The sequence below is a fragment of the Peribacillus sp. NJ4 genome (assembly GCF_030348345.1).
Classification (GTDB): Bacteria; Bacillota; Bacilli; order Bacillales; family DSM-1321; genus Peribacillus.
In genome coordinates, this window is sequence record NZ_JAUCFQ010000001.1 from 379,935 (window position 1) to 406,814 (window position 26,880).

Here is a 26,880-nt window from a genome sequence, read left to right on the forward strand (position 1 = left end):
GCTTCATTATTATAAAATAAATGATATTTGGTAAAAGTAAGTTTGAAATTAGATGTTTGTAATCCTATAATATTCTTATTTGAAGCATATGATATGCATGCTGCCGAGAGGGGAATTTCTTCAAAATGGAGAACTATATTTTTAAGAATAGAAAAACGATGAATGTTCGTCTCATTGATGAAGTTTATTATATAGAAATAGCTATAAAAAAGAGTTATCTTGAGGGAATAGAAGATCACTCTTTTATATTAACGAATAGATACAACATTGATGATATAATCCATTTGGATTTTCACGTAAAAGATCAAACGGATGATTATTTTTTATTCGAAGTTAAGATGCCATATCAAGCGATGCAAGATCGCCTTGTTGATGGTGAAATGTGGGATTTGCATATCCTTCGGCATATGGAAGATGCACCTGTAACAACACGGATCAAAAGTAATAATCGCCAGTTGAACTTCTTTTCGATGCTGAATGAAGATCGCAAGAAAATGTTTTATCCTTTCGCGACCAAAAAAGGAAACCTTTCCTTTTATGCAAACGATTATAAGATGTTTTCCTTTTTTGAGGATATTGAGCTTCGAAAGGATGGCACTCTTCATTTCAATGGTCATTTTAATTACCCACCATTATTCCAATTTAATGATTTGAAATTCGAAAAAGTTGAATTGCTCGTCAGGAATAATTTAAATGAAGAAGAAGTCATCATACCGTTAACTGGTATTGACCGTATAGACCTCGCGGAAAAATTCCCTGGAGTTAAGCTTCATGAAAATATCGGTTTTCAAGGTGAGGTCGACCTCAGATCTGAAATCAATGGTGAACAACCTAAATATTTCATGTTCTATACAGTTCTTCACTATCAAATGAATGGCGAATTGGAAGAGCTAAGAAGCGTTCGCATGAAATGCAGTAATCTAAAGAATATGCCTGCAAACCGAATTGTTAAAGTGCAGGATAAAAAAATACAAATTAAAATAAAAGCAACAAAATTAGCGAAGTACCTTTCTTTATCTGCATCTAAATATAACTTTAAAACAAAGTTTCTCAAAAAGGCAAAAAATAACTGGGTGAAAATTCGAAGAAGTAAGCGGCTTAAAAAATGGTATAAATCAGCTTTTGCGGTAGTGAGCTTGCTTATTCCAGCCAATAAAAAATTGGCAGTATTCGAAAGCTATCATGGCAAGCAGTATAGCGACAGTCCTAGGGCAATATATGAGTACATGAAAGAGAATAATCCAGAATATAAATTGGTATGGAGCGTCGACCGCGCTTCAGTTAAGTATTTTGCTCAAAAAGACGTCGAGTATGTCAGACGTTTTTCCATACGATGGCTGTGGATCATGACAAGGGCGAAATATTGGGTTAACAATGTACGGTTCCCGCTGTGGATTCCAAAGCCTAAACACACGATATATATACAAACATGGCATGGAACGCCCCTTAAGCGACTTGCGATGGATATGGATGCAGTGCATATGCCTGGGACCAATACGAAAAAATATAAAGCGAACTTCTTAAGGGAATCGAGTAATTGGGATTATCTGGTCTCGCCGAATGCATATTCCACAGAGATTTTTCAAAGGGCGTTCCAGTTCGACAGAAAGATGATTGAGTCAGGTTATCCCCGTAATGATTTCCTGCATAACTCGAATAATGAAGAAACGATAAATAATCTCAAAAGAAAATTCAATCTACCTCTCGATAAGAAACTTATTTTGTATGCCCCAACCTGGAGGGATAATCAATTTTTCAGGAAAGGGAAGTATAAGTTTAATTTGGAACTCGATTTAATGAGGATGCAGGAAGAGCTTGGCGATTCCTATATTGTCATCATGCGTATGCATTATTTAGTGGCCCAAAATATGGATCTTTCCCAATTTGAAGGCTTCGCCTATGATTTCTCACATTTAGAGGACATTCGTGAGCTATATTTGATATCTGATTTACTAGTGACGGATTATTCTTCCGTATTCTTCGATTATGCGAACTTAAGAAGACCTATGATTTTCTTTACGTATGATATAGAAGATTATCGTGATAACTTAAGGGGTTTTTATTTTGATTTTGAAGAGAAGGCACCTGGTCTTTTAACCAAAACCACGGAAGAACTTATTGAAGAGATTAAAAATATCGAAAGAAGCAATTTCAAATTAAGTGAACGATTCGAAGAGTTTTATCAAAAGTTTTGCTATTTAGAATGCGGGCAATCTTCTAAACGAGTTGTTGATGAAGTGTTTGCTAAGGGCAATACTACTGTTTAGAATGGGCATTCAAATCCTGAAAATGCCGGCTGTTTAACAGTCGGTTCTTTTATTGAAAGGGGAGGCTTATGGCATCAATAGTGACAAAAGTAAAAGCTATGCTTACAAGCGCCTATAAAATGGCTTTTTCAATGGCAGGAAAATTATTGCCAGTGGACCAAAAGCTTGTTATATTTGAGAGTTTTTTAGGAAAGCAGTATAGCTGTAATCCACGAGCCATTTATGAATACTTGCAGAGTCACCATCCTGAATATAAAATGTACTGGAGCGTAGATAAAAGGTACAGAGCTCATTTCGAAGAGGCTGGCATTCCTTATCTCGATCGTTTTTCATTTAGTTGGCTGCTTAAAATGACTAGAGCCCGTTATTGGGTAACGAACAGCAGGCTCCCGCTTTGGATTCCGAAGCCGAAGCACACGATCTATTTGCAAACTTGGCATGGGACGCCATTAAAGAAACTTGCGGCGGACATGAATGAAGTTCACATGCCTGGAACAACGACGGATAAATATAAAGAAAATTTTCATGCCGAATCAAGTAAATGGGATTATTTAATTTCCCCGAACGCTTATTCAAGTGGAATTTTTGCCAGGGCCTTCAATGTCGATGCTTCTAAAATTCTGGAAACCGGTTATCCGCGTAATGATATACTTTACAATGGGAATAATCGTGATACAATCGACTCATTGAAACAGAAGTTGGGTATACCAATAGAGAAAAGGATCATCCTTTATGCCCCAACTTGGAGGGATGATGAGTTTTATAGCAAGGGAAAATATAAGTTTGAAATAAAACTGGATCTGGATCGAATGAAACAGGAATTGGGGGAGGAGTATGTCATTTTACTCCGTCTTCATTATTTGATTTCTGAGAACTTGGATTTATCGGCGTATCAAGGATTCGCCTACAATTTATCCAGTTACGAAGATATTAGTCATTTGTATCTTATTTCGGATTTATTAATAACGGACTATTCATCCGTATTCTTTGATTACGCAAATTTACAGCGTCCGATGCTTTTCTATGTATATGATATTGAAAAATACAGGGACAAGCTTCGCGGGTTTTACTTTGATTTTGAAAAGAATGCACCTGGTTTGTTAGTAAAAACATCGGATGCGGTCATTGATAGTATCAAGACGATGAAATATGAAAATACCAATGAAATCAATCATTTTCACGATCGGTTTTGTGCACTCGAGGATGGCCAGGCTTCACGCCGTGTCGTAGAAAAAGTGTTTTTAGGAAGGTCTGTGTAATTTATGAGTTCAGCTTTGACCGTTTTAAAAGAACAAATCAATAGTTTTTATTTGGTAAGGCGTTTATCTGTTTATGAGGTGAAGAGTGCCAACAGCAATAACTATCTGGGAATCCTCTGGGAAATCATCAATCCGATGATACAGATTGCGATTTATTGGTTTGTATTCGGATTTATAATCTTAAATCGCGGTGATAATTTCCTTCCATGGCTTATGGCAGGGATCGTTGTCTGGTTTTTTGTGAATCCTGCCATAACCCAAACGTCTAAATCCGTCTATTCCCGACTGAATATGGTATCCAAGATGAGCTTTCCGATGAGTGTCATTCCTTCGTATGTCATCTTTGCTAAGTTGTATCAGCATCTCATGCTGCTGGGAGTCATTATCATACTATTGGGTTTTACTGGATACCCCCCAACAGTTTATATCATACAACTGCCGTATTATGTTGTCGCGACGGTTGCGCTGTTATTTTCATTTGGCTTAATCTCTTCAACATTATCAACCATTATTCGTGACGTTCACAATATAATCGTGTCCTTAATGAAAGTCTTGTTTTATTTAACACCAATCCTTTGGGTATTGGATGCTAAGGAGCACCCTATTCTAGTCAATATCATGAAGCTTAATCCACTATATTATATTGTCGATGGGTATCGAGCTTCATTGTTGGGGGAATCATGGTATCTGATAGAGCATTGGGAATATACGCTTTATTTCTGGGCAGTCATTATCATCTTGTTTTTGATAGGTTCCTCGCTGCATGTCAGGTTTAGAGATCGCTTTGTTGACTTTAAGTAAACTGGAAGTGAGAAAAGTTGGAAAAATCGGTAATAGTCAAAGATATAACGAAAAAATATAAATTATATAATAAAAACTCGGAAAAATTATTGGATCTCCTTTTGCCTAAAAGCTATGGGGAAGAGTATTTTGCTCTGAGGAATGTAAGTTTTGAGGCGGAAAAGGGCGATGTAATAGGATTTGTCGGGGTCAACGGATCCGGGAAATCCACATTGTCCAATATTATTGCAGGCATTATCCCGCCAACGGACGGAAATATCCAAACTAACGGGAAAACGGCTTTGATTGCCGTGTCATCTGGCCTGAATAATCAATTGACGGGCAGAGAAAACATCGAGCTGAAAATGTTGATGCTTGGATTCGATAAAAATAAAATCAAGGAACTTGAGCCTGAGATCATTGAGTTTTCAGAGTTGGGCAAGTTCATTGACCAACCCGTGAAATCCTACTCAAGCGGTATGAAGTCCAGGCTTGGTTTTTCCATTTCCGTGCATATTGATCCAGATATCCTGATTATTGATGAAGCCTTATCAGTCGGGGATAAAAACTTTGCTGAAAAGTGTTTGGAGAAAATGAACGAATTTAAGGAAAAAGGCAAAACGATGTTCTTTGTCAGCCATTCAATCGGTCAGATGAAGAAATTTTGCCAAAAGGCTTTATGGCTTGAATATGGAGAGTTAAAAGCATACGGTGCCATGAAAGAAGTAATGCCGCAATATGAAGCATTCTTAAAGGAATATAACGCCATGTCTAAAAAGGAACAGAAAAAGTATCGTGAAGAACAAATGAAAAGGCGTAGTTCTGCACTGGTATGAAAGTGAAAAGCAGACCCGAAGCTTCGGGTCTGCTTTTTTTAGTTAAGCACTTCACCGTACGTTTTCTCAAACCGCTCGGCAGCTGTAAGATGGGAGTATTCGCTTTCCATTTTATATCTTGCTTTCGAAGCTAACATTGCTGCATATGTAGGGTCATTAAGCAGAATGGAGATGGCTTGTGCAAGTGCTTCTGTATTTTTTTCCTCAACTAACAGACCATCTTCACCATCAATGAGAATCTCCTTTAAACCTCCGATTGCACTTGCAATGACGGGTGAGCGGCAACTCATCGCTTCTAATGCAGATATGGATGTAGCTTCTTCCACACCGTGGGAATGAACGCTTGGGATGAGTACGATATCCGATGCTTCATAGAGGTTATGCATTTTCTCGAAAGGCACTGAACCCAAGAAAAGTACGGAATCGGATATTTTGAGCCTTGCTGCCGTTTCCTCAAGCCGGGTTCGCTGTTCTCCTGTACCTGCATAGACCAATATCGTTTCATGATGATTTTTCAGTACCTCCGGCAAAGCAAGAAGCGGGAAGATGACACCGTTCTTTTCAGTCATTCTTCTAGGAACGAAAAGCATCTTTTTATGTAGGGGGATTTGAAAATCCTGGCGAGTTTGCTCCCGCTTTGCCATTTCCGGTTTGAAAGCAGACACGTCAATGAAGTTCTTAATCGTGTCCGCCTCTATATGTGCCAAGTGATTTATATAGTCTTTGATCCTTTGATCGACCGTCACAACTTTTGCAGCAGACCGGTATGCTTTTCTTTCAAGCTCCCGAATGATTAAATCTTCTTCGCTATCCGGAAGGAGAGCACCCCTGCTGACTGCCTCGAATGAATAATATCCATGGACAGTTTGCACCGTTGGTATCCCGGATTCAATGGAGGCAAGCGTTGCGAAAATGTCTTGAGCATTAATGACATCATAGTTCTTTTTCAAGGCTTTAATAGATGAAGCCAATAATTTTTGGCGCTGTCTGTCATTGAAAAGCTGGCCGCTCCCCTGTTTTACTTTATTTAATAAAAATCCTGGAGCCTGGGCGAGCATCTTCCTCTTGAAAGGTGGCAATTGAGAGAAAGATAATATGTCCACATCATGGCCCCGCGACATTAAACCCTTTTTTAACGTAGTGATATGGCTCGATAGCCCTCCTTCATGAGGGTAGTTGAAAATCGTTGTGATTAAAATGTTCATAAAGGCACTCCTTCTTCTAATGTATTACTGTGGTGATCTAATCCTTTTCATTGCCTGTAGGCTGCTTACTTTAAAAAGTAAGGATAGTGCGAAATATAATCCGAATACCAGCAGCGAGATGATCACTAATTCCGGAATGATGGGTAACGTTAGGGTAAGCGGATGGATCCAGAGAGCAAGTCCGTAAATGATGCTTCCGATGATGATCAGCTTGCTGCCTTCCTGAAAAACATCCGTGAAAGCGGCTTTGTCCGCCTTTTTTGACTTTAGCCATAGGAAGCCGAATAGGTAAAGAGATTGCAGGAGCATGGAAATGCCCGAGGCTAAGGCAATTCCACCGACGCCAAGATGACGTGATAGGATCCAACTGAGCAGGACATTAAGCAATACGGCAATCAGGCAGGAATACATGGCCACTTTTGTTTTTTTTAAGGCGTAGAAGGCGTTCATCAAATAATCCCTTAGTGCAAAGAACGGGAGGCAAGCTGAATAAAAGATAAATGCCGCATAAGTCGTTTCGGTAGCTGAAGCATCGAAAGCCCCGCGTTGGAAAGCCAGAGTGATTAAGCTGTTTCCGCTGATTAACATGATGATCATGAAAGGAATGGCTAGAAATAAAAGCGACTTCAACCCCTTTAAGGTCAAATTAAGGAAAGCTTGATAGCCTATAAGTGCCCGCTCGACGATTGAAGGATACAATACTGTGATCAGCGGCGTGAGGACAATGCTCAATGGCAGCCACAGCAGCCGATTCGCATAGTTCAGCGCTGATACGCTTCCGGTTTCGAGCGAGGTGGCAATAATCCGATCGACGACACTATTCAATTGGATCGCCAAAGCGGCGATGATGATTGGGTAAAAGGTGTACAGTGTTTGGGCGATCTGCCGTTTATGAGGCAGTAACGTGACGATTGGCCGGATTCCGTATCTCTTTAATGATGGGTATTGAATAAGGAACTGACTGGCTGCACCGAACACAAACCCCCAAGCTAACCCTTCAACCCCAAAGGGAGCAGCGAGTAATACGGTGGCTGCTATAATGACCGTGTTTTGTGCAGTTGAAGTTAGTGCTGGCAGAATAAAACGCTTATTCGCATTCAGGATACCCGTCGCCATGTATGAAAGCGTGAAAAATAGTAAACTTGGCAGCATGATCCGGGTCAGGGACTCCGTTAGTGCAAGCTCTGAATCAGAGAAACCGGGGGCTACCAATATGACGAGCGGTTTTATGAAAATCATGCAGGCGATGGTCATGACGCCGGCTACCAGCATGAAAAAGGAACCTAACACACTGATGAATTCATCAGCTTTCAAAGGGTTATTCGCCTTCTTTTCCAAGTATATGGGGATGACGCCGGCCTGAAGACCGCTGCCGAGAGCCGTAAATAGGATGGTTGGTATGAGGCTTGCCACGAAAAAGACATCCGCCATTGAGGATGCCCCGAAATAGGCGGCTATGATCGATTCCCGCCCGAATCCGAGGACTTTTCCAACGGCTGCAATAATGGTGACGAGCCCGACCGATTTAATTACATTTGAAAGAGTAGGCATATTTTCAATCCTTTAAAATGATGTCCTTTTGTATACAGAAGCCCAAACAACTATAAAAAAATAGTGTAAAGGTTTTATCTTCGAGAATATTGTAAAAAAGTCCTGCTAATAATGCTGCCAACATCAGGCTGATGGTGAACACTGTCAAAGTGCCATTTCCCGATTTAATGATTTTACGGTAGGTAAAAAGGATGAATGCTAGAACCGCGAGAAAACCAAGCACCCCAGTTTGTACGAGAATCTGGATATATTGATTATCGGAATACATCCTTTCACCAATTTGGTATTCCTGATAGATTGGTGAAGAAAAGGTAAGCGTGGCAGAATCTCCGAAGGTTGCCATCCCTGTACCGATTATGGGATGATCTTTGAAAATTTCAATTCCCTTGATCAGGACATATAACCGGCCCCATTCCGTACTCTGGTGTAAAGTCTTATCAGAGAACATTTCAGAAAATCGATTGGAGAGGGCATGTTCATGTTCGGAAGTGGGTGTGCTGCCAATTACCATATTTTCCATGGGAACAGATGCGGATACCTCCACTTTACTTGAAGCGAATAAAACTGGGTAATAAATCAGAAGCAGGCCGAGAACTAATGCTCCTGCAGCATATTTGAGAAATGGTTTATTTCTAGTCCAAATGATGAAGACAAGTGCCGCGAATCCGAATGCAATCATCGTGCCCCGTGAATAGGTAAGCAGTAACGTACCAGAAAGTAAGATGGACGCTAGAAAGACGATGGATTTATATTTTTTCAGCGACTGGTAAAGAAAGAAACTAAGGAATAACTGGATGCTTAAGAATAAGGCAAATACATTAGGGTTGGCAGGTGCACCATAAATCCTCATCCGGTTCGTTGGAGAAAGATTCCACATTTCCCATGCGTGGGGAAGCAGGATCGTACGCGAAAAGATTTTCTCCAATATACCATGCAGGCAAAGAAGGATAGTAAATATTAGGATTACCTTCAAAAAGCGAAAGATATCCTTTCTTTCTAGATTTAATTCACCGATAATGTAAAGAAGCAAGAATGTAACAAGCAAAGCCCGGAGTTCAAATACGATAGGGAGGATTCCCACTCCGTTAATGAGTGCAGCTACGGCACCAACTAAACAAAACAACCAAAATGGCAAGGTAAAATGATAGTTCGAAAAATGCCATTCGTTCTTCTTGAATCTTTCAATAAGCAAAGAAACGAATAAGGTGAGGATGATCAGGTCACCTGTATAGGTTAAGCCGCTATTCAGTTCCATCAATAAGGGACGGGCAGGGAAGTAAATGAATAGAATTAATAACAGGTTTTTTTTATTTATACCGATAAAAAAGAGCATCAACGCCGTTGCCATGTAACCGGCGATAGGGTGAGGCACTGCTAATGGGACAAGCAGGCACATGACTAGAATGGGTAATGATTGTTTGTCTAAAAACTTCAATTGATTAACCACCTTTGAATCGAAAAATCACGTTCTATTATGTGTATGAAAAAATTTCTTGAATAATACCCCACCCTTTAGATGTATAGTACATATGAAAGGCTGAAGTTAAATGACAGAAAAGTTTGTTGAGATACTATCCATACCATTCATTGATAGCAATATGGATGAATTCGTGAATGGAATGATCTATCCAAGATTAATGAATCAGGAAAAAACGTTTGTCGTTACGGCAAACCCAGAAATAGTGGAGTATGCAAATGAACATCAGGATTATAAGAACATCATTAAATCGGCTGATTACATCACTCCGGATGGCATTGGTATTATTATGGCCTCTAAATGGCTAAATCAACCTTTGCAAGAACGGATTACAGGATTCGACTTGATGAATGAATTATTTAGGGTCGCTGATGAAAAAGCGCTTAAGGTATACCTGCTTGGAGCGGAAGAGCATATTATTGAAGCAGCTGCCCGTAAAGCAAAAGAGCTATACCCGGGTCTCGAGTTGGTGGGATACAACCATGGTTACATTGATATTAAGGACGATGGCCTTGCTAAGTCGATAGCGGAACTTGAACCTGACATCATTTTGACTGCATTAGGGTTTCCTAGGCAGGAAAAATGGGTTTCCAGACACTATTCGCTATTTAATAAAGGGTTGTTCATGGGAGTTGGGGGGAGCTTTGATGTTCTTGCGGGAAAGGTGAACCGCGCTCCGGTTTTCTGGCAGAAGATGCGTCTTGAATGGTTGTACCGATTGATCCAGCAACCTTCACGGTGGAAACGGATGCTTGCGCTGCCAAGATTCGTATTCAAGGTTAGACGGTTAAGGAAAACGGTACAGCGTTCCTGAACTTAAGGAGTGGACTGGATGAGAATCTTGCATTTAAACGCTGGTAATGAAACTGGCGGCGGTATGTTTCATATTATGTCCTTACTGAACCAATTGAATAAAGAGGAGTGCTTGCTTGGTTTATTTGAAGATGGTGAATTTTACCGGAGGGCCAGGTCCTCTGGGATACAAACTGAACTTTTCAAGCAACATTCGAAATATGACCTTTCAATTTTGAAACCTTTACGGGACTTTATCCGTCTAAATAATATAGACATCATCCATACCCATGGTCCGCGGGCGAATATATATGGTGCTTTATTAAAGCGCCTCATCAAACGTCCTTGGCTTCTTACTGTTCACAGTTCACCTCATCATGATTTTTTAGGCCAGGGTGTAAAAGGAAAATTGTTTACGGGCCTTCATGTAAGGTCATTTCAATATGCCGATCATATACTGGCGGTTTCCGATCGCTTTAAGCAGGACTTGATTGACCAGGGAATCCATTCGTCCAAAATTACAAAGATCCTAAATGGAATTGACTTTGAAAAGGAATTGCCTTTCCCCTTTCAAAGGGATGCTTTCGGGTTTGGGGCAGATGATTTCATCATCATCATGCCTGCAAGGCTTGAACTGGTGAAAGGTCATGAATTTGCCTTAGCGGCATTAAGTGAAGTGGTATCAGAATTCCCCCACGTAAAGCTGTTGCTTGCTGGGGATGGGAGCAGGAGAACTGTTCTGGAAAATATGGTCTCGGAAAAGGGATTATCCGATCACGTGCACTTTTTAGGGTATCGTGAAGATTTGGAGAGAATCTACCCATTGGGGGACGTCACATTATTGACTTCCTTAAGCGAAAGCTTTCCATTGGTTTTACTTGAAGGAGCAAGATCCGGTCTGCCGGCAATCACTAGTGATGTTGGCGGTGTAAAGCAATTGATTCCTGATGGGAGCAAGGGTTGGATTACGGATATCGGCAATGTCGATCAGCTGAAATTGGCCATCTGCAACGCTTTAGAATCAAAAAAATCCGGAAACCTGACAAAGATAGGGTTGGATTTACAAAAATTTGCAAAAAACAACTTTTCTATAGAGATTTTAGCCAAAAACGTATATAATGTTTATTTGAGGATGAAAAATTAAAATAAGCATTTATATATAGGTTTTCTTATAGATCGTTACGGGTATTAGATTTTTAGTTGAAATGAGGTGGTTCTTGATGTTAATAGGGGCCTTGTTGGTAGCCTTTTTATTATCCATTTTTTTGACTCCTTTTGTCGGAAAACTGGCCTTTAAATTAGGAGCTACCGATAAACCGAATGAGCGAAAAGTGCATAGTAAAATTATGCCGCGCATGGGCGGTTTAGCTATATTTTTGAGTTTTTTCATTACCTTCTTACTTTTTACATTACTTTTTACAAATGATTTGTGGGGACAATTGCCACTCCTGGTGGGAGCACTTGTCATCATTCTAATCGGGATGGCTGATGATATATATGAATTAAGAGCTGCACCCAAATTCCTGGGCCAGGTTTTGGCTGCCCTCATTATCGTATTATGGGGCGGTCTTGAAGTGGAATTCATCAATTTGCCGTTCTTTACCGATACACTTGAATTTGGCGTTTTAAGTATACCGATCACCATTTTGTGGATTGTCGGCATCATTAATGCAATTAACCTAATAGATGGACTGGATGGTCTCGCAGGTGGTGTCTCGACGATCGCATTAGTGACAATTGCAACAATGGCCCTTATTCAACGGGATTTATTTGTTGCTATGGTCGCATTGATCGTGATTGGAAGCACTCTGGGCTTTTTGAAATATAACTTTCATCCGGCAAAGATTTTCATGGGAGATACAGGTGCCTTATTCTTAGGTTACATCATTGCCGTCCTGTCCCTGCTAGGATTTAAAAACGTTACGATGATTTCCTTGATCGTACCGATCATCATCTTGGGTGTGCCCATTTCGGATACATTTTTCGCGATTATCCGCAGGGTCGTCAATAAACAGCCAATCTCGGCTGCTGATAAATCCCATTTACATCACTGCTTGATAAACTTGGGATTCACTCATAAGCAGACTGTCTTGCTCATTTACGCTTTAGCTGCCTGCTTCGGTTTAGCGGCAATAATCTTTTCATTTGCAACGATGTGGGGAGCTTTGATCCTTGTAACTGGACTCCTGTTGATCATAGAGATTTTTGTGGAGAAAATTGGTTTGGTCAATTCAAACTATCAGCCGTTGCTGAAGATGCTCAACTTTAAAAATAAGCCATGACCGCTTTGCAAATAGATTACTAGATTAGAAAAGAAAAGCCTCCATCCGTTACTTTAAAACGGTTGGAGGCTTTTTTTCGGAGTAGAATCGAAAGGGAAGCAAGAAAAAGTGAAAACCCCCACTTTATAACGAGTGGGGGTTCACTTTATTCTTGTATTTGTGATTGAACGGCTTCAGTTTGATTGCCTTCATTCGGTCCCAGGTTCAAGTGGGATTGAAGCATAAGCTTAGTGTTGGCTACTGATGTTTCGTTCAGCTGATAATAATAGGTTCCGCTAATGGTAGAATCCTGACCTTCAAGTTTGATGGTTTCAAGATTGAGGCCTTTATCGGTAGTTACATATTTTATGAAACCTCTCATTTGTGAGAATTGAAGGTTCGTTGTCATATTGTCACCGACAGCTTCCATTACGTCTGTATATTTAGTTAGTGATCCAGCAGAGGTTGCTTTGGCAATGATGGCTTTTAGGACTTCTTGCTGACGCTCACCACGTTGGATATCACTGTCCTTTTTACGTGTCCGTGCAAACGCTAATGCTTCTTCACCATTAACTGTCTGTAATCCTTCTTCAAGATGGATGGCATTCCTCTTGTCCTTTGAATCCATTTCATTCAATTCATATGGTACGTCGACTTCGATTCCGTCCAATGAATCCACGACATCGATGAAAGCATTAAAGTTCATGCGGACATAATAATCGACAGGGATATCGAATAACTCCTCAACGGTGTCCATCGTTGCTTTTGGTCCACCGGCAGCATGGGCAGCGTTGATTTTCGTGGTTACGCCTTTGGCTGGCACGTACACATATGAATCACGGGGAATGCTTAATAGTTTTATAGATTTTTGATCTTTATTGAATGTAGCCAAGATTAAAGCATCCGAGCGTGAGTTTCCTTTAAAGTCACGTTCCTTACTATCATCGATCCCTATGAAAAGAATGGAGAAATTATCTTCGAGCGGGTCGATCGCTGCACTCCGCTTTCCAGATGCTTCCACAGGGTCATAGGAATCATTGAATACATTCTGGGCTTTCATATACAGGGTTGCAGCATACGTAGAAGCCCCCAGACCAAGTACCAGCAGCGGAACAAGCAATAACCAAAGTCTCTTTCGCCTTTTTTTCTTTGTTTTTTTTATTTTATAGACACGCCTAGTAGTAGACATCTTTTCTTCTCCTTTTAAATAGCGAACATCAGACATAAATCGCTATTTTTCGAATCCTGCAGTTTATATTTCGTCAATTAATCCTAATTTTACAATGATTTAATAATTTCGTAAAATAAATATTTCTTTTCAATTATATTACAGCATAAAAAAGGAAAAATATGCAGGAGGAAATCAGGTGAATTCCTGTTCCAAATATAGCATTTCGTCCTCAGTGATTTGGCCTTGACCATTTGTCAGCTCTGTAATCCAGGCGGTATATGCCTCTTTTTGTGTTTCCTCGACATATACAAGGATATTGACCTGATCGAGGTACTGAATTTCCTTTATTTGATAAATGGAAGATCGCAATTCGTTTTCCAATTTTCCAAGCCAGGTATAGTCGACGGTTGTCGAAATGACCCGCATTAATTTTCTAATGACTACACCGGTGGTATTTATTCCTTCTGAAGTCGCTTTGCTGTATGCGCGAATGAGGCCGCCAGCACCAAGTTTGATGCCGCCAAAATACCGTGTGACCACAACCGCCGTGTCTTTCAGTTCTTTTTTCTTAAGAACTTCAAGGATAGGGACGCCTGCTGTACCACTCGGTTCTCCATCGTCGAGGGCTTTTTGGATTTGATTTTGTTCCCCGATCATATAGGCAGAACAATTATGTGTAGCATCTTTATGCTTTTTCTTGATCTCCTGGATAAAGGCCTGTGCGGCTTCTTCGGTTTCGACTCGGGCGATGTGGGAAATAAAACGGGATTTTTCAATGATGATTTCGTGTTCGCCGCGACCTGCCACCGTTAAATATTGAGTGAGCATTACTATTCCACCTTCGTACTTCCTATTAGTTGATTTATTATAAGGCTTTGCGGAAAAAGTGGCAATGACGATCCATTTTCATACCGGCATGTGTAAAGAAACTTTAATATAAGAAAAATTTGTACGTGTTATAATTAATTCTATTGCCTGTTATTGTTATTAGCTGGTCACATATGCTTAAAAGAATAACATTCTAGGAAAAACATGCGTCCTGTACCATAATCCTGGCTTGTCCATAACGTGTCCTCTCATTTCAAGGATTTTGCCATTTAATAAATGCATCTGTTTCGTATGATAATCAATGGAGCGGAATATCCCGTTTGTTTGAAAAGGATAATTTGTATTAGGATAATGGAAATGGCTTTCTGCCTTTAATAGGTAGACTATTACGCTATCCATAGCCGGGAAAATGAGATGTATAGTAAATATGTACATTTTGTGGAAATCCGAAAAGGAAATTAACGTATTTTTATTCTTTTTTTGGTACAATATGTTCATGAAGGTTACTTCACAAAAGTTTCCTGAAATTTAACCATTCATGAAAAAGGAAAAGAACTTTTTTCCATATACATAGTCTTTAAGACAATAAATTGTTTAAGTCTTTTGATTTAAGTGGAGGGATCTTAATGTCCATAAAAAAGGTTGATGCTAAAGCATTGGACAAGATCTTAGAAACAATGGTGAGCACTGTCAGTGAAAGTAAGGGTGAGGTCTTTGATATCGGCGAACAATGCCGAAAGGATTTTGAGTCACTGACAAAAGAGCTTGATGATGTGAAAATTAGGGTTGCCATTGTGATAACCGATAGCGATGCACTGGATTCAAAAGCCAGGTTTGCTCGAAAAAGGCTTTCCGAAGTCAGTATGCACTTCAACCATTTTTCTGAAGAACAGGTGCGCGATGCTTATGAAAGGGCACATAAGCTGCAAGTCGATTTACAAATAAACCGGCAATTGGAGAAAGAGCTCCGTAATCGCCGGGATGAACTTGAGTTAAGGTTAAGGGGTTTACAGCAGACGATCGATAAAGCGGTGCATCTCGTCTCACAAATATCGGTGGTACAGAATTATTTGACGCAGGATCTTAAATTTGTGGGGGAAGCCCTTCAAGAAGCGAAACGCAAACAGGACTTCGGTTTGAAAATTATCGAAGCCCAGGAGCAGGAACGTAAAAAGCTCTCGCGGGAAATTCATGATGGTCCGGCGCAAATGCTGGCAAACGTCATGATGCGTTCAGATTTGATAGAACGAGTACAACGTGAGAGAGGTCCTGATGAAGCGCTAGTGGAGATTCGTAGTTTAAAGGTCATGGTAAGGAATGCTTTATATGAAGTGCGCAGAATCATCTATGATCTTCGCCCTATGGCACTTGATGATTTAGGCCTAGTTCCTACCCTCAGAAAGTATTTGCAAACGACCGAAGACTATAATAAGGGCGTGCATTTGAATTTCGTCAACCTTGGACAGGTCAAAAGGCTTCCTTCTGATATGGAGGTCGCTTTATTCAGGCTAGTTCAAGAGGCTGTACAAAATTCATTGAAGCATGCGGAGCCAAAACAGGTTCAAGTTAAACTGTCCATTTCCAAAGAGATGGTGACCGTCGTCGTCAAAGATGATGGAAAAGGGTTTGACTCTTCGATCCAAAAAGAAGGTTCATTTGGATTGGTAGGCATGAGGGAAAGAGTCGAGTTGCTTGAAGGTGAAATGACGATCGATTCACAACCAGGGGCAGGCACTTTGGTGTTTATACAGATTCCCTATCATTTATAAAATATAGAGAATAGACATTTTAAATAGAAACTAGGAGGAAGAAGCCGTTGAAGACTAGTATCATCATTATCGATGACCATCAGCTTTTCCGTGAAGGCGTAAAGCGCATATTAGATTTTGAATCATCCTTTGATGTTGTTGCCGAGGGCGATGACGGAAGCGAAGCTATGGATCTCGTTGAAACACATAAACCTGATGTTGTCATCATGGATATCAACATGCCGACTATGAATGGGGTCGAAGCGACAAAAATGCTCGTGAACCGTTACCCTGAAACAAAAGTCATCATCCTTTCCATTCATGATGATGAAAACTACGTGCAGCATGCATTGAAAACAGGAGCACAAGGTTACCTGTTGAAAGAAATGGACGCAGATGCGTTGATTGATGCCGTTCGTGTAGTCGCTGAAGGCGGCTCGTACCTTCATCCGAAGGTTACCCATAATTTAGTTAAAGAATATCGCCGCTTAGCAGCTGAAGAGGGTGCTGATCGTGATTCCATTCACACAATAGAAATCAGGAGACCGCTTCACCTATTGACTCGACGTGAGTGTGAAGTACTTCAACTTTTAGCGGACGGAAAAAGCAACCGTGCCATCGGCGAAACTCTATATATCAGTGAAAAAACAGTCAAGAACCATGTGAGTAACATTCTTCAGAAGATGAATGTGAATGACCGTACACAAGCGGTCGTCCTAGCTATTAAAAATGGCTGGGTAGAAGTGAAGTAATTAAAGCTTTCGATAAGTCCGGCTCTTCAGTTTCCGCAATGCGTACTGAAGGGGCGGACTTTTTTGTCGGCCTCGATTTAAAATTGGGATTTTCCATATTTATGGTAATGAATAAAGCTATTTAATGCAAATAAAGGCATTTTCAGATAGAATGGTGAATAAGATACAGAGTAAATTTTTATAAGGATGGTACTATTTATGAAAACCGCAGTCGTAACAGATAGCACTGCATATATACCCAAGGAAATTCGTGAACGTCTACATATACATATGATGCCGCTTAATGTCATTTTTTCCAATGAAGCTTACCGGGAAGAAGTGGACATTACTGCGGATGAGTTTTATGAGGAAGTAAAGAGGCAGGAGAAATTGCCGACCACTTCACAGCCTCCAATCGGACAGTTTGTCGAGAAGTTCGAGGAGCTGCAAAAAGAATATGATGATGTTATTTCGATTCATTTATCGAGCGGAATCAGTGGTACGTATCAAGGAGCGGTATCGGCAGGTGAAATGGTCGAGGGGATTAGGGTACATGCCTTTGATTCGGAAATCAGCTGCATGGTCCAGGGCTTTTACGTGATTGAGGCGGCTAAGATGGCACTCGATGGTAAAGGTGCAGGAGAGATCATCGCCAGGCTCGAAGAAATGAAACCATCCGTCAAGGCATACTTCATGGCAGACGATCTATCCCATCTCCAGCGCGGTGGACGCTTAAGCAGTGCCCAAGCATTGATTGGCAGTCTGCTTCAAGTGAAGCCGGTCCTCCATTTTGTTGATAAAGTCATTGTTCCTTTTGAAAAAATCCGTACAAGAAAAAAAGCGATGAAACGGATTGCCGATTTACTTGGAGATGACGCGGCAGGCGGCGAGAAGTATAAAGCCGTCATTATTCATGCAAAGCGAGAAAGTGAAGCTGAAAGTTGGAAAACCGAACTTGAAGTTCGGTTCCCTAATGTCGAGTTCGACATCAGCTATTTCGGTCCAGTAATCGGTACGCATCTGGGCGAAGGCTCGATGGGTATGGGCTGGTATAAAATATAAGCTGGTACGCCTTTCCCTTGAAAAAGGGGAAGGCGTTTTTATATGAGCAAAAAGGGATCTGAGAGTAAAAAGCGAATGATATGGAGGAGTGTATTTTATTAAGAAAGAAGGTTGCAGCTTGGAAAATATGATCATTCCCCCTCCTTTTTCCCCGGAACTTCAGAACCATCTCATGGGAAGGCACCTTTTGGCCTTCGAAATCCCCTTCTCCCAAGAACTAATCGCAGGGCATCTCAAGAATGGGTATGTATCGGAAACTTGCGGCGTGCAATCCGAAAGTGGCCTGTTTAACTGTGTTCGCTGCGGTAACAAAGATCCAGCTTTGTTTTATACGTTCCCATGTAAGATTTGCAATCGGGATTGCACTTACTGCCGCTCCTGCATCATGATGGGACGGGTCAGTGAATGTGCAAAGTTATATAAATGGACCGGTCCAGGTGTTCAGTTTGAGGTTCCGGACAATGTGATGAGTTGGGAAGGCACTTTATCTGCAGGTCAGCAAAATGCCTCCGCCTGTGTCGTTGAAGCCATACACGGAAAAAGTGAATTCCTGGTATGGGCAGTATGTGGCGCCGGTAAGACGGAGGTCCTATTTGCAGCAATTGGGGCAGCCTTGCATTCCGGGAAACGGATCTGTTTGGCAACACCGCGGACCGATGTCGTTCTCGAACTCTCCCCACGGTTAAAAAAAGCCTTTCCTGTCATTGAGGTCTCGACCCTCCATGGAGGCAGTGCAGATCGACATGGATTTTCGCCACTAACTGTTTCCACTACACATCAGCTTTTCCGTTTTATTGAAGCCTTTGATGTCATCATCGTCGATGAAGTCGATGCGTTTCCCTACTCAATTGATGATTCGCTCCACTATGCGGTTAATAAATCGAAAAAGTTTTCTGCCGCAACCATCTACTTGACCGCCACACCTACAAAACGGATGCAGCGGCTATATCGCAGCGGCAAATTGAAAGCCGTTATAATCCCAGCCCGTTACCATCGTCAGCCCATTCCTGTCCCTGAAATGAAATGGAGCGGCAACTGGCAAAAACTATTTCTTCAAAAAAAGATTCCTCCCGTAATCAACGAATGGGTAACTGACCGCCTTAGGCAGAATATCCCCTTCCTTTTGTTTTTTCCAAGCATTCGAGTGATGGAGCAAGTCATTCCTCTATTTCAAAGGCTGTCCCCTGAATTATCGATTGTCCACTCACAGCACCCTGATCGAAGGGAAAGAGTACTGGCATTAAGAAATGGAATCGTTCCGGGATTATTGACCACGACCATATTAGAACGGGGCGTGACAATTGAACGGTTGGAAGTAGCCGTGATTGGTGCTGAACATGAAGTGTTTTCAGAAAGCGCCCTCGTTCAGATTGCAGGCCGGGTAGGGAGGAGCTTTGCTAACCCAGCCGGGACGATCACCTTTTTCCATTACGGGAAAAGTAAGGCGATGGTCGAGACGGTTCACCATATACAAATGATGAATGAAGATGCCAAGAAAAGGGGGCTGCTGGATGAGTAGATGTCTTGTTTGTGATGAAGGAATGAAGGAAGCATTGACTTGGAGGAGCCTATTGGTGAGGACTGAGGCAAAGGCGATCTGCGAAAGGTGTGAGGGGAAACTTAATAGGATAACCGGAGAAACATGTAAAATGTGCTCAAGGGAGCTGGTCGGTAATTACAGCACAGGTGACCTCTGTCTGGATTGTTCAAGATGGGAAAGGGATAGGGAATGGGGAGGCTATTTGTCGAAGAACATATCGCTATTTCATTATAATGAATACCTAAAAGATATTATTGCCAAATATAAGTACCGAGGGGATTATGCATTAGCTGAGGTTTTCGTCCCTTTTATGAAAGACAGGTTAAAGGACGTGGAGTTTGACCTGGTAACCGCCATCCCTCTTAGTGATGAACGGCTTAGGGAACGGGGATTCAATCAGGGACAGGCATTGGCAGACCTTCTTGGACTTCAAACCGTTGAGACCTTAACGAGAATCCATTCGGAAAAACAATCAAAAAAATCACGTCAAGATAGACTGTCATTACCGCAGGTATTTCGGGTCATACACCCCGATTTGCTGGAGCATAAATCAATTTTGATCATCGATGACATTTACACGACAGGCACAACTCTCAGGCAAGCAGCCAAGTCATTGAAAACAGCTGGGGCCAAAGAAGTATCATCCATCACCCTTGCTAGGTGAAACAGCTCATTTTAATCAACATCCTAAAGTATCGCCGGTATTATTCGATATATAAAGTACTGAAGAATAATCGTTGTGATGGTGAAGGAGGGGCCCTAATGGAAATATTCAACTGTCCAAACTGTAATTCGTTATTCGTTATGACGAAATTCCGTGATGTATGCGATGCCTGCTATAAAGAAGAAGAAGCCCAATATGATAAAGTGTATGCATATATTCGCAAGAAAATAAATAGAACGGCGTTCATGATGCAAGTGGTTAAGGACACTGGCGTTGAAGAAACCTTAATCATTAAATTCGTGAAAACAGGAAAGCTATGGATTTCTCAGTTTCCCAATCTGGGAATTCCTTGTGAAAAGTGCGGTACTCACATCAAGAGCGGAAGGTTATGCGGAGAATGCAGCGATTCACTGCGTACGGATTTGAAGACATTTGAAAATGAGGAAAAGCGCCTAACTGAAATTCAAGGAAATGATAAAAAAAATACGTACTACATGAAGGAAGATCAAAAAGGATAAATCATGGCAACATGATGCTTGATTTGTTAAAATATTCGATATTTAGAACAAGAATCAACAATGGTTGTCGAAAGAAAGATTAAAAGAAACAATTAAGGAAATCCATTCCTTGTCGATAATAACGATAGGGAGATTAACACAGTCCAGAGCCATTTTCATGGTCTGTTAAGGAAACGTACTATTATGGAATCTAAAAAATCGACCGAAGGAGAGGATCTGGAATATGAAAATCAATAACGTCGGTATGACAGGTGTTAACCCTTATAATCTTCAAGCCAATAAAACGGGGAATATCAAAGAATCCAAGGTCAAATCCTCGGATAAAGTTGAAATTTCTTCAGCGGCAAAAGAAATGCAGCAATCATCTCCGATTTCTGCTGCAAGACAAGCAAAAGTGGACGAATTGAAAATCCAAGTTGAAAACGGAAATTATAAATTGAATGCACAGGCAACGGCTAAGGGTCTCATCGATTTTTACCGAAAATGAATTTTCATTGAAAATGCTTGAATGAAGTGGACGGAACCATTTTCCGTCCTTCATTTATGAGTAGAGGAGGCGGCAAAATGTCTGCACGGAACATCATCGAATCGCTTGAAAAATTGATCAAGCTCCATAAAAGCTTCAATCAATTAGCGATAAGAAAAACGGTCATTTTGAAAGCAAGTGATACCGAGGCAATTAATGCCCTGCTGATTCAGGAACAAAAGCATATTAAAGCAATCAGTCAAACGGATAAGGAAAGGGAAGGGGCAGTCGAGGAATTTCTTGCAGCAAATGGATCGGTGGGACAGGCGGCCTCCATCCATGCAATAACGGAAATGACAGGACCGGCAGAAACGGAAATCCTTGAACGGCTTAAAGCGGAATTGATTGAAGAAGTGGCTAAGCTGAAGGAGCGGAACTTTTTAAATCAGCAATTGATCTATCAGTCCCTTCAATTCATCAATGTCTCTTTGGATATGCTGAGGCCGCAAAATCAGAACCTGAATTACGGGGATTCGGTTAAAATACCGGTAAAAAGCGCCATGGGAATGTTTGATACCAAAGCATAAGAAACAGAAAAAAGATGGAGGTTCGAGTAAATGATTTCAACCTTTATGGGTCTTGAGACGGCTAAACGCGGATTATCCACCTCTCAAGGGGCCTTGTACACAACAGGAAATAACGTGGCCAATGCCAATACATTAGGTTATTCAAGGCAGCGGGTCAACCTGGTCCAGACGTCTGGCTTTCCTACTGTCGGGTTGAACAGCCCGCGCGTAGCTGGGCAGATCGGGACAGGGGTAGCGGCAGAAACGGTTCAGCGGATACGTGACAGTTTCCTGGACGCACAATACAGGACACAAAGTAATAAAATCGGTTATTACGGGGCCATAAGCGAGTCCTTGACCAAAATGGAAGGGGTCATGAATGAACCAACCGACAGCGGATTGGCTGCCACGATGGAGAAGTTCTGGAATTCGCTGCAAGGGTTGACGGCCAATACGGAAAACTCCGGGGCGCGTGAAGTAGTTGCCTCAACAGGCGTCATGGTCGCGGATACCCTAAACTACTACTACAACTCGCTAACGAGCGTTCAAACGGATATCGGTAATCAGATAAACGTCAAAGCGAACGATATCAATAGGCTCATTAGCAGTATTGATCAGCTTAATCAACAGATCAGTAAAGTGGAGCCGCATGGTTATATCCCCAATGACCTTTATGATAAACGTGATGTACTCGTAGACAATCTCTCTCAACTTGTCAGCATTAAAGTGAATAATGTCATTCCGACGGATTATGGCAGGGCCAGCGATGTGGCAACTGGGCTGTACAACATCGAATTGATGCAAGAAGACGGTTCCTCTTATAAGCCGCCCATCAATCTGGTAAGTGTTAACCAAACCGGGATGGTGGGGATTTCGAAAGTTGAAGTTAGCCATGATAAGACGACAGGTATGGTGGACGGAGTGAAATTTGGTTCGAAAACATTGACGGATTACAAATTCACTGGAGAACTATCCGGTTTGATCAACAGCTTCGGTTATAAAAAGGCTGATGGCACGATCGGGGGAGCTTATCCTGATATGCTGAAAAAGCTCGATAATATGACGACAGCTTTTGTGAATGAGTTTAATGCCATCCATAAACAAGGATATGCGTTAGGAGATGGCAGTACTTCGACATTGAACTTCTTTGAACTCGAACCAGGTAATAGTGCCGCCCAAAGCATCAAGGTGAATCGTGAGATCGTAAAGGACCCGACAAAAATTGCCGCAGGCGGTAAAGGTGGAGGGGCGTCCGGGGATAATGAAAATGCAAAACTCCTGGCTGACCTCAAGAAGAAGGCGTTTAGTGAGTACTCGACTAAAGACCAAAATTCAAAGGAATTGACAGGAAGCTTCGACACCTATTATTCCGGTATCATCGGGAAGCTTGGCGTGGATTCCCAAAGCGCCCAAAAGAACCTTTCCAACTCTGTCGTGCTTGCTGAATCCGTTAATCAAAATAGGGATTCCGTCAGTTCCGTATCCCTTGATGAAGAAATGACGGACATGATCAAATTCCAGCAGGCATACAACGCTTCTGCACGAATGATGACGATGATGGATGAAATGCTCGATAAAATCATAAACGGAATGGGTACAGTAGGCCGATAGGAGTGAACGGACATGCGGGTAACGCAATCGATGCTAACCAATAATATGTTAAGCAATTTAAGCGGCAGTTACGAAAAGATGGCCAAGCTGCAAGAGCAGGTTTCCTCTCAAAAGAAATTCTCCAAACCATCGGATAACCCTGTTGCGGCCATGATGGGAATGGGGTACCGGACAAATCTCAATCAAATTGGGCAGTATCAAAGTAACATTGCCGAGGCGACTAATTGGATCGACAGCACGGATGATGCCATTACTGAAGCGGTTTCCGCCATGCAGCGGATTCGTGAATTAACGGTTCAAGGTAGCAATGGTACGTATGAAGGGGAACAGCTGAAAAATGTTTCAGAGGAAATTAAGCAATTAAAAGAACATCTCATAACTCTTGGCGACACACAGATAGGCGGGAAGTATATTTTCAACGGCCAGGATACGAATGTGAGACCGTCTTCCATTAAAGACGCGAATGGGAATACGGTATATGGCACAGGGGACATAAACCTTGAAGTGTTTTCCGGGATTTCCCTTAAAATCAATACGGACGGTTCCAAGATTTTTGGTGATGCACTCGCCGCTGGCGGAAGCATCGACCAGACAATCGATGCACTGGAAAACGGCGGCGACGTGAGTGGCACGCTCGAAGGGCTTGACGCAACGATAAATACGTTCTTAAGTATGCAGGCACAAGTTGGCGCAAGGCAGAATCGGATTGAACTGATGACGGACCGTCTCAAGCAGCAGGAGGTTTTTGCCACTGAGATCCTTTCGAAAAATGAGGATGTCGATATCGAAAAGGCGATCATGGATTTGACGACCCAGGAAAGTGTCCATAGTGCTGCATTAAGTATCGGAGCAAAAATCATGCAACCGAGTTTATTGGATTTTCTTCGCTAAGCTATTCTTAAATGGATAGCTTTTTTCTATAAGGAGTGTTGATGATGCAGATTCCACAAATTAGATTGCAATCCACCTCAATGAAGATTGGATTGAAAATAGAGCAGCCTGTACAGCAAATCGAACAGAAGGCAGCGGTCCAATCAATCGATCAGCCGCAAGCAATCCTGGAAATTCAAACGACCCCAGGCAAGCTGACGATCGATCAGTCACAAGCCAGGGAAGATATGGATTTGAAAAGCCTCTCCAAGCGAGTGGAGGAATTTGCGCAGCAGGGATATCAAGATTGGCTGGCAGGTATGGCAAGACGTGCCCAGCAGGGGACGGAGCTGAGGCAATATGAAAAAGGCGGTAATGCGCTCGCTGATCAGGCCAGGCAAAACAGCAAAGGACCTGAGAAGCAATTCAATCTCGGATGGATTCCCTCTCATTTCAGCGTGAAGCTTGACTACCAGCCGGCCCAAGTGAAGCTTGAAGCAACCGCTCAAAAACCGATCATTGATGCTCAAATCCATAAGGCGAACCATGCGTACACACCAGGCAGTGTGAATGTGGAAATTCTACAAAAAAATGCGCTGGATATAGATTTCATTAATTTATTTCCGGATGAGATAGGGAAGTGAAAACAAAGATGATCATACAGCCAAAATTTCATGGCGAAATGGAAATTGCAGAAGAAAAGATTTATAGATTTGAAAGCGGGATACCAGGGTTTTTAGAAGAAAAGCAGTTTTGCTTGCTAACTTTGGATGACACGCCTTTTTTCGTCCTGCAATCCTTAGAAACAAAAGAGGTTGCCTTCATTGTCACGAATCCTTTTGAAGTGTACCGCGATTACGAAGTGAAGCTTACGGATGAGGTATTATCTTCTTTACAAATAGAAACGGAACTGGAAGTCCTGACTTTCGTTATATTAACGATCCAGGACCCTTTCAATGATACGACGGCGAATCTCCAGGCACCCATCATCATAAATAGCTCTAAAAAAATGGGAAAGCAATTTATCATGAACGGCAGTGAATACCGTACAAAGCACAGACTGATTGGACCTTTAGAAGAACAGGGGGGAGAATGATGCTCGTATTGACCAGAAAACTAAATGAATCAATCATGATTGGCGATGATATCGAAATTACGATTCTGTCCGTTGAGGGAGAACAGATCAAACTGGGTATCAATGCCCCTAAAAACGTCGATATCCATAGGAAGGAAATCTATCTGTCAATCCAGCAGGAAAATAGCGAAGCCTCCAAAACTGAAACCAATCTACTGAAAAATATAAATGAGTATTTCAAGAAAAAATCGTAATATCCGCTAAATATGTTTCCAAGCAGGTCGATATAAAATACAACGAAGGGAAGTGAAATAGGCGGCCGACTTATTCACTTCCCATCGTAAACAACCACATGGACGTGGGAACTTAAAACTCAAGGAGGAAACATAAATGATCATCAATCACAATATCTCAGCTCTAAACACGCACCGTCAATTATCAAGTGCAACCAATGCACAATCCAAATCAATGGAGAAACTTGCATCAGGTATGCGTATCAACCGTGCAGGCGACGATGCAGCAGGTCTTGCAATCTCTGAAAAAATGCGTGGGCAAATTCGCGGATTGGACCAAGCCTCCCGTAACTCACAAGATGCGATTTCTATGATCCAAACTGCTGAAGGTGCATTGAATGAAACAACTGACATTCTTCAGCGTATGCGTGAGTTAGCCGTTCAAGGTGCGAATGATACTAACGTTGACCAAGATAGAGAAGCAATTCAAGAGGAATTGAATGCATTAAAAAGTGAAATTGACCGTATTGGTAATACAACAGAGTTTAATAAACAGACGTTACTTAATGGTGGTCTAGGTGGTACTGTTGATCAAGATGCAGGTACAACTACTGTATTAGCAGTAACTGGTGTAGCAAGTGCAACAACAAACGGTGCTACTTCTGGAACTTATGCAATTACAGCTGATACAACTGCGCATACACTTACAATGACATTTGGTGGAAAAACTCAAACAATCGATAATGCTAATGGAGCTCAAGATTTAAATTTCTCTGATTTTGGAATTACTATTAAAACAAATGCTGGTTACACACAGGATGAAGCAATTGGTGATGTAGAAGTAAATGCGGGTGCAGTTACATTTCAAATTGGGGCTAATGAAGACCAAAATCTAAGCTTAAACATCAGAAATATGAAAACAGATGGTGTACTAAATTTAGCTAATGCTGGACGTGTTGATGTTTCTTCTCATGATACAGCTAAAGCATCAGTAACTAATATCGAGAGTGCTATAACTGAAGTTTCAAAAGAGCGTTCAAAACTTGGTGCATATCAAAACCGTTTAGAGCATACTATCAATAACTTGAACACATCTTCCGAGAACTTAACTGCTGCAGAATCACGTGTACGTGATGTAGATATGGCTAAAGAGATGATGGAGCAAACTAAAAACTCTATTCTTTCTCAAGCAGCGCAAGCAATGCTTGCACAAGCTAATCAACAGCCTCAAGGCGTTCTTCAATTATTACGTTAATTATTATTCGGTTTTCATTGAAAAAGACTCTAGATATTTTTTCTGGAGTCTTTTTTGTATTTAAAGAGATATTAAATCCAAAGTAGTAAAACTCTTCTAAATAGAGAGTGAGAG

The 26,880-nt window shown here is 41.5% G+C and carries 25 protein-coding genes and 1 pseudogene; 21 read left to right on the forward strand and 5 right to left on the reverse strand.

Annotated elements, in window-relative coordinates:
* The first annotated feature begins 125 nt into the window (after positions 1 to 125).
* From QUF94_RS01880 to tagH, 4 genes and pseudogenes are all read left to right on the forward strand, one after another.
* Positions 126 to 2,267, forward strand: coding sequence for a CDP-glycerol glycerophosphotransferase family protein (locus tag QUF94_RS01880; protein ID WP_289314363.1), 2,142 nt, complete (start codon positions 126 to 128; stop codon positions 2,265 to 2,267).
* 68 nt (positions 2,268 to 2,335) lie between these two features.
* A pseudogene (locus QUF94_RS01885) lies at positions 2,336 to 3,526 on the forward strand (CDP-glycerol glycerophosphotransferase family protein); the annotation flags it as partial.
* Between the two features lie 3 nt (positions 3,527 to 3,529).
* Entirely contained in the window at positions 3,530 to 4,327 is a 798-nt protein-coding gene (locus QUF94_RS01890; protein WP_289314364.1) for an ABC transporter permease, read from the forward strand.
* A gap of 17 nt (positions 4,328 to 4,344) precedes the next feature.
* A complete protein-coding gene (tagH, locus tag QUF94_RS01895) occupies positions 4,345 to 5,142 on the forward strand; it encodes a teichoic acids export ABC transporter ATP-binding subunit TagH (RefSeq protein ID WP_289314365.1) in 798 nt (265 codons plus the stop codon).
* A gap of 38 nt (positions 5,143 to 5,180) precedes the next feature.
* Here tagH and QUF94_RS01900 read toward each other — a convergent pair whose 3' ends face one another.
* Genes QUF94_RS01900 through QUF94_RS01910 form a run of 3 tightly spaced genes read right to left on the reverse strand, consistent with a single transcriptional unit; the run spans position 5,181 to position 9,333 of the window.
* Positions 5,181 to 6,347 carry a glycosyltransferase family 4 protein gene (locus QUF94_RS01900; RefSeq protein ID WP_289314366.1) on the reverse strand — a complete coding sequence of 389 codons (1,167 nt, stop codon included), beginning with the start codon at positions 6,345 to 6,347 and terminating at the stop codon, positions 5,181 to 5,183.
* A 24-nt stretch (positions 6,348 to 6,371) separates the two neighbouring features.
* Positions 6,372 to 7,898: a murein biosynthesis integral membrane protein MurJ gene (gene murJ, locus QUF94_RS01905; protein WP_289314367.1), complete on the reverse strand. Its 1,527-nt coding sequence runs from the start codon at positions 7,896 to 7,898 to the stop codon at positions 6,372 to 6,374.
* A gap of 4 nt (positions 7,899 to 7,902) precedes the next feature.
* Positions 7,903 to 9,333, reverse strand: a complete 1,431-nt coding sequence (locus tag QUF94_RS01910) for an O-antigen ligase family protein (RefSeq protein ID WP_289314368.1) — start codon at positions 9,331 to 9,333, stop codon at positions 7,903 to 7,905.
* A gap of 112 nt (positions 9,334 to 9,445) precedes the next feature.
* On the opposite strand from QUF94_RS01910, the gene QUF94_RS01915 reads away from it, so the two are divergent.
* The 3 genes from QUF94_RS01915 to QUF94_RS01925 all read left to right on the forward strand — a co-directional run bounded on the left by QUF94_RS01915 (position 9,446) and on the right by QUF94_RS01925 (position 12,449).
* A complete protein-coding gene (locus QUF94_RS01915; protein ID WP_289314369.1) occupies positions 9,446 to 10,189 on the forward strand; it encodes a WecB/TagA/CpsF family glycosyltransferase in 744 nt (247 codons plus the stop codon).
* A gap of 18 nt (positions 10,190 to 10,207) precedes the next feature.
* On the forward strand, positions 10,208 to 11,311 hold the full coding sequence (locus QUF94_RS01920) for a glycosyltransferase family 4 protein (RefSeq protein WP_289314370.1): 1,104 nt from the start codon (positions 10,208 to 10,210) through the stop codon (positions 11,309 to 11,311).
* A 76-nt stretch (positions 11,312 to 11,387) separates the two neighbouring features.
* Entirely contained in the window at positions 11,388 to 12,449 is a 1,062-nt protein-coding gene (locus QUF94_RS01925) for a glycosyltransferase family 4 protein (RefSeq protein ID WP_289314371.1), read from the forward strand.
* Between the two features lie 145 nt (positions 12,450 to 12,594).
* Here the strand turns inward: QUF94_RS01925 and QUF94_RS01930 are convergent, their stop codons facing one another.
* Together QUF94_RS01930 and QUF94_RS01935 are read right to left on the reverse strand one after the other, a co-directional pair.
* A complete protein-coding gene (locus QUF94_RS01930; RefSeq protein ID WP_289314372.1) occupies positions 12,595 to 13,617 on the reverse strand; it encodes an LCP family protein in 1,023 nt (340 codons plus the stop codon).
* Positions 13,618 to 13,791: 174 nt separating this feature from the next.
* On the reverse strand, positions 13,792 to 14,427 hold the full coding sequence (locus QUF94_RS01935) for a YigZ family protein (RefSeq protein ID WP_289314373.1): 636 nt from the start codon (positions 14,425 to 14,427) through the stop codon (positions 13,792 to 13,794).
* 626 nt (positions 14,428 to 15,053) lie between these two features.
* Between QUF94_RS01935 and QUF94_RS01940 the strand changes: the two genes are divergently transcribed.
* The 14 genes from QUF94_RS01940 (at position 15,054) to QUF94_RS02005 (ending at position 26,766) form a co-directional block, all read left to right on the forward strand.
* The gene (locus QUF94_RS01940) at positions 15,054 to 16,196 is read left to right on the forward strand and encodes a sensor histidine kinase (RefSeq protein ID WP_289314374.1); all 1,143 of its coding nucleotides are present in this window, start codon (positions 15,054 to 15,056) and stop codon (positions 16,194 to 16,196) included.
* A gap of 47 nt (positions 16,197 to 16,243) precedes the next feature.
* Entirely contained in the window at positions 16,244 to 16,927 is a 684-nt protein-coding gene (locus QUF94_RS01945; protein WP_283916290.1) for a response regulator, read from the forward strand.
* 198 nt (positions 16,928 to 17,125) lie between these two features.
* Positions 17,126 to 17,968, forward strand: coding sequence for a DegV family protein (locus QUF94_RS01950; protein WP_289314375.1), 843 nt, complete (start codon positions 17,126 to 17,128; stop codon positions 17,966 to 17,968).
* Between the two features lie 187 nt (positions 17,969 to 18,155).
* Positions 18,156 to 19,487 carry an ATP-dependent helicase ComFA gene (locus QUF94_RS01955; protein ID WP_289314376.1) on the forward strand — a complete coding sequence of 444 codons (1,332 nt, stop codon included), beginning with the start codon at positions 18,156 to 18,158 and terminating at the stop codon, positions 19,485 to 19,487.
* Positions 19,480 to 20,172, forward strand: a complete 693-nt coding sequence (locus QUF94_RS01960; RefSeq protein ID WP_289314377.1) for a ComFC family protein — start codon at positions 19,480 to 19,482, stop codon at positions 20,170 to 20,172. Before QUF94_RS01955 ends, QUF94_RS01960 begins: the two co-directional genes overlap by 8 nt.
* A gap of 98 nt (positions 20,173 to 20,270) precedes the next feature.
* Entirely contained in the window at positions 20,271 to 20,690 is a 420-nt protein-coding gene (locus tag QUF94_RS01965; protein WP_289314378.1) for a TIGR03826 family flagellar region protein, read from the forward strand.
* Positions 20,691 to 20,913: 223 nt separating this feature from the next.
* Positions 20,914 to 21,177 carry a flagellar biosynthesis anti-sigma factor FlgM gene (gene flgM / locus QUF94_RS01970; RefSeq protein ID WP_289314379.1) on the forward strand — a complete coding sequence of 88 codons (264 nt, stop codon included), beginning with the start codon at positions 20,914 to 20,916 and terminating at the stop codon, positions 21,175 to 21,177.
* A 77-nt stretch (positions 21,178 to 21,254) separates the two neighbouring features.
* Entirely contained in the window at positions 21,255 to 21,743 is a 489-nt protein-coding gene (locus tag QUF94_RS01975) for a flagellar protein FlgN (protein WP_289314380.1), read from the forward strand.
* A gap of 30 nt (positions 21,744 to 21,773) precedes the next feature.
* Complete coding sequence (flgK, locus tag QUF94_RS01980; protein ID WP_289314381.1) at positions 21,774 to 23,333, forward strand: flagellar hook-associated protein FlgK; 1,560 nt, start codon at positions 21,774 to 21,776, stop codon at positions 23,331 to 23,333.
* A 12-nt stretch (positions 23,334 to 23,345) separates the two neighbouring features.
* Positions 23,346 to 24,224 carry a flagellar hook-associated protein FlgL gene (gene flgL, locus QUF94_RS01985; RefSeq protein WP_289314382.1) on the forward strand — a complete coding sequence of 293 codons (879 nt, stop codon included), beginning with the start codon at positions 23,346 to 23,348 and terminating at the stop codon, positions 24,222 to 24,224.
* Between the two features lie 44 nt (positions 24,225 to 24,268).
* Positions 24,269 to 24,847 (forward strand): DUF6470 family protein, encoded by a 579-nt coding sequence (locus QUF94_RS01990; protein WP_289314383.1) that lies wholly within the window; start codon positions 24,269 to 24,271, stop codon positions 24,845 to 24,847.
* 8 nt (positions 24,848 to 24,855) lie between these two features.
* A complete protein-coding gene (gene fliW, locus QUF94_RS01995; protein ID WP_289318264.1) occupies positions 24,856 to 25,299 on the forward strand; it encodes a flagellar assembly protein FliW in 444 nt (147 codons plus the stop codon).
* Positions 25,299 to 25,532, forward strand: coding sequence for a carbon storage regulator CsrA (gene csrA / locus QUF94_RS02000; protein ID WP_289314384.1), 234 nt, complete (start codon positions 25,299 to 25,301; stop codon positions 25,530 to 25,532). Before fliW ends, csrA begins: the two co-directional genes overlap by 1 nt.
* A gap of 136 nt (positions 25,533 to 25,668) precedes the next feature.
* Positions 25,669 to 26,766, forward strand: a complete 1,098-nt coding sequence (locus QUF94_RS02005; protein WP_289314385.1) for a flagellin N-terminal helical domain-containing protein — start codon at positions 25,669 to 25,671, stop codon at positions 26,764 to 26,766.
* The last annotated feature ends 114 nt before the right edge of the window (positions 26,767 to 26,880 follow it).

What these genes read in the sequence shown, in the direction of transcription:
- QUF94_RS01880 (WP_289314363.1), top strand. Translation starts at nt 126, where the DNA reads ATGGAGAACTATATTTTTAAGAATAGAAAAACGATGAATGTTCGTCTC.
- QUF94_RS01890 (WP_289314364.1), top strand. Translation starts at nt 3,530, where the DNA reads ATGAGTTCAGCTTTGACCGTTTTAAAAGAACAAATCAATAGTTTTTAT.
- QUF94_RS01900 (WP_289314366.1), bottom strand. Translation starts at nt 6,347, where the DNA reads ATGAACATTTTAATCACAACGATTTTCAACTACCCTCATGAAGGAGGG.
- murJ (WP_289314367.1), bottom strand. Translation starts at nt 7,898, where the DNA reads ATGCCTACTCTTTCAAATGTAATTAAATCGGTCGGGCTCGTCACCATT.
- QUF94_RS01915 (WP_289314369.1), top strand. Translation starts at nt 9,446, where the DNA reads ATGACAGAAAAGTTTGTTGAGATACTATCCATACCATTCATTGATAGC.
- QUF94_RS01920 (WP_289314370.1), top strand. Translation starts at nt 10,208, where the DNA reads ATGAGAATCTTGCATTTAAACGCTGGTAATGAAACTGGCGGCGGTATG.
- QUF94_RS01925 (WP_289314371.1), top strand. Translation starts at nt 11,388, where the DNA reads ATGTTAATAGGGGCCTTGTTGGTAGCCTTTTTATTATCCATTTTTTTG.
- QUF94_RS01930 (WP_289314372.1), bottom strand. Translation starts at nt 13,617, where the DNA reads ATGTCTACTACTAGGCGTGTCTATAAAATAAAAAAAACAAAGAAAAAA.
- QUF94_RS01935 (WP_289314373.1), bottom strand. Translation starts at nt 14,427, where the DNA reads ATGCTCACTCAATATTTAACGGTGGCAGGTCGCGGCGAACACGAAATC.
- QUF94_RS01940 (WP_289314374.1), top strand. Translation starts at nt 15,054, where the DNA reads ATGTCCATAAAAAAGGTTGATGCTAAAGCATTGGACAAGATCTTAGAA.
- QUF94_RS01950 (WP_289314375.1), top strand. Translation starts at nt 17,126, where the DNA reads ATGAAAACCGCAGTCGTAACAGATAGCACTGCATATATACCCAAGGAA.
- QUF94_RS01960 (WP_289314377.1), top strand. Translation starts at nt 19,480, where the DNA reads ATGAGTAGATGTCTTGTTTGTGATGAAGGAATGAAGGAAGCATTGACT.
- QUF94_RS01965 (WP_289314378.1), top strand. Translation starts at nt 20,271, where the DNA reads ATGGAAATATTCAACTGTCCAAACTGTAATTCGTTATTCGTTATGACG.
- flgM (WP_289314379.1), top strand. Translation starts at nt 20,914, where the DNA reads ATGAAAATCAATAACGTCGGTATGACAGGTGTTAACCCTTATAATCTT.
- QUF94_RS01975 (WP_289314380.1), top strand. Translation starts at nt 21,255, where the DNA reads ATGTCTGCACGGAACATCATCGAATCGCTTGAAAAATTGATCAAGCTC.
- flgK (WP_289314381.1), top strand. Translation starts at nt 21,774, where the DNA reads ATGATTTCAACCTTTATGGGTCTTGAGACGGCTAAACGCGGATTATCC.
- flgL (WP_289314382.1), top strand. Translation starts at nt 23,346, where the DNA reads ATGCGGGTAACGCAATCGATGCTAACCAATAATATGTTAAGCAATTTA.
- QUF94_RS01990 (WP_289314383.1), top strand. Translation starts at nt 24,269, where the DNA reads ATGCAGATTCCACAAATTAGATTGCAATCCACCTCAATGAAGATTGGA.
- fliW (WP_289318264.1), top strand. Translation starts at nt 24,856, where the DNA reads ATGATCATACAGCCAAAATTTCATGGCGAAATGGAAATTGCAGAAGAA.
- csrA (WP_289314384.1), top strand. Translation starts at nt 25,299, where the DNA reads ATGCTCGTATTGACCAGAAAACTAAATGAATCAATCATGATTGGCGAT.
- QUF94_RS02005 (WP_289314385.1), top strand. Translation starts at nt 25,669, where the DNA reads ATGATCATCAATCACAATATCTCAGCTCTAAACACGCACCGTCAATTA.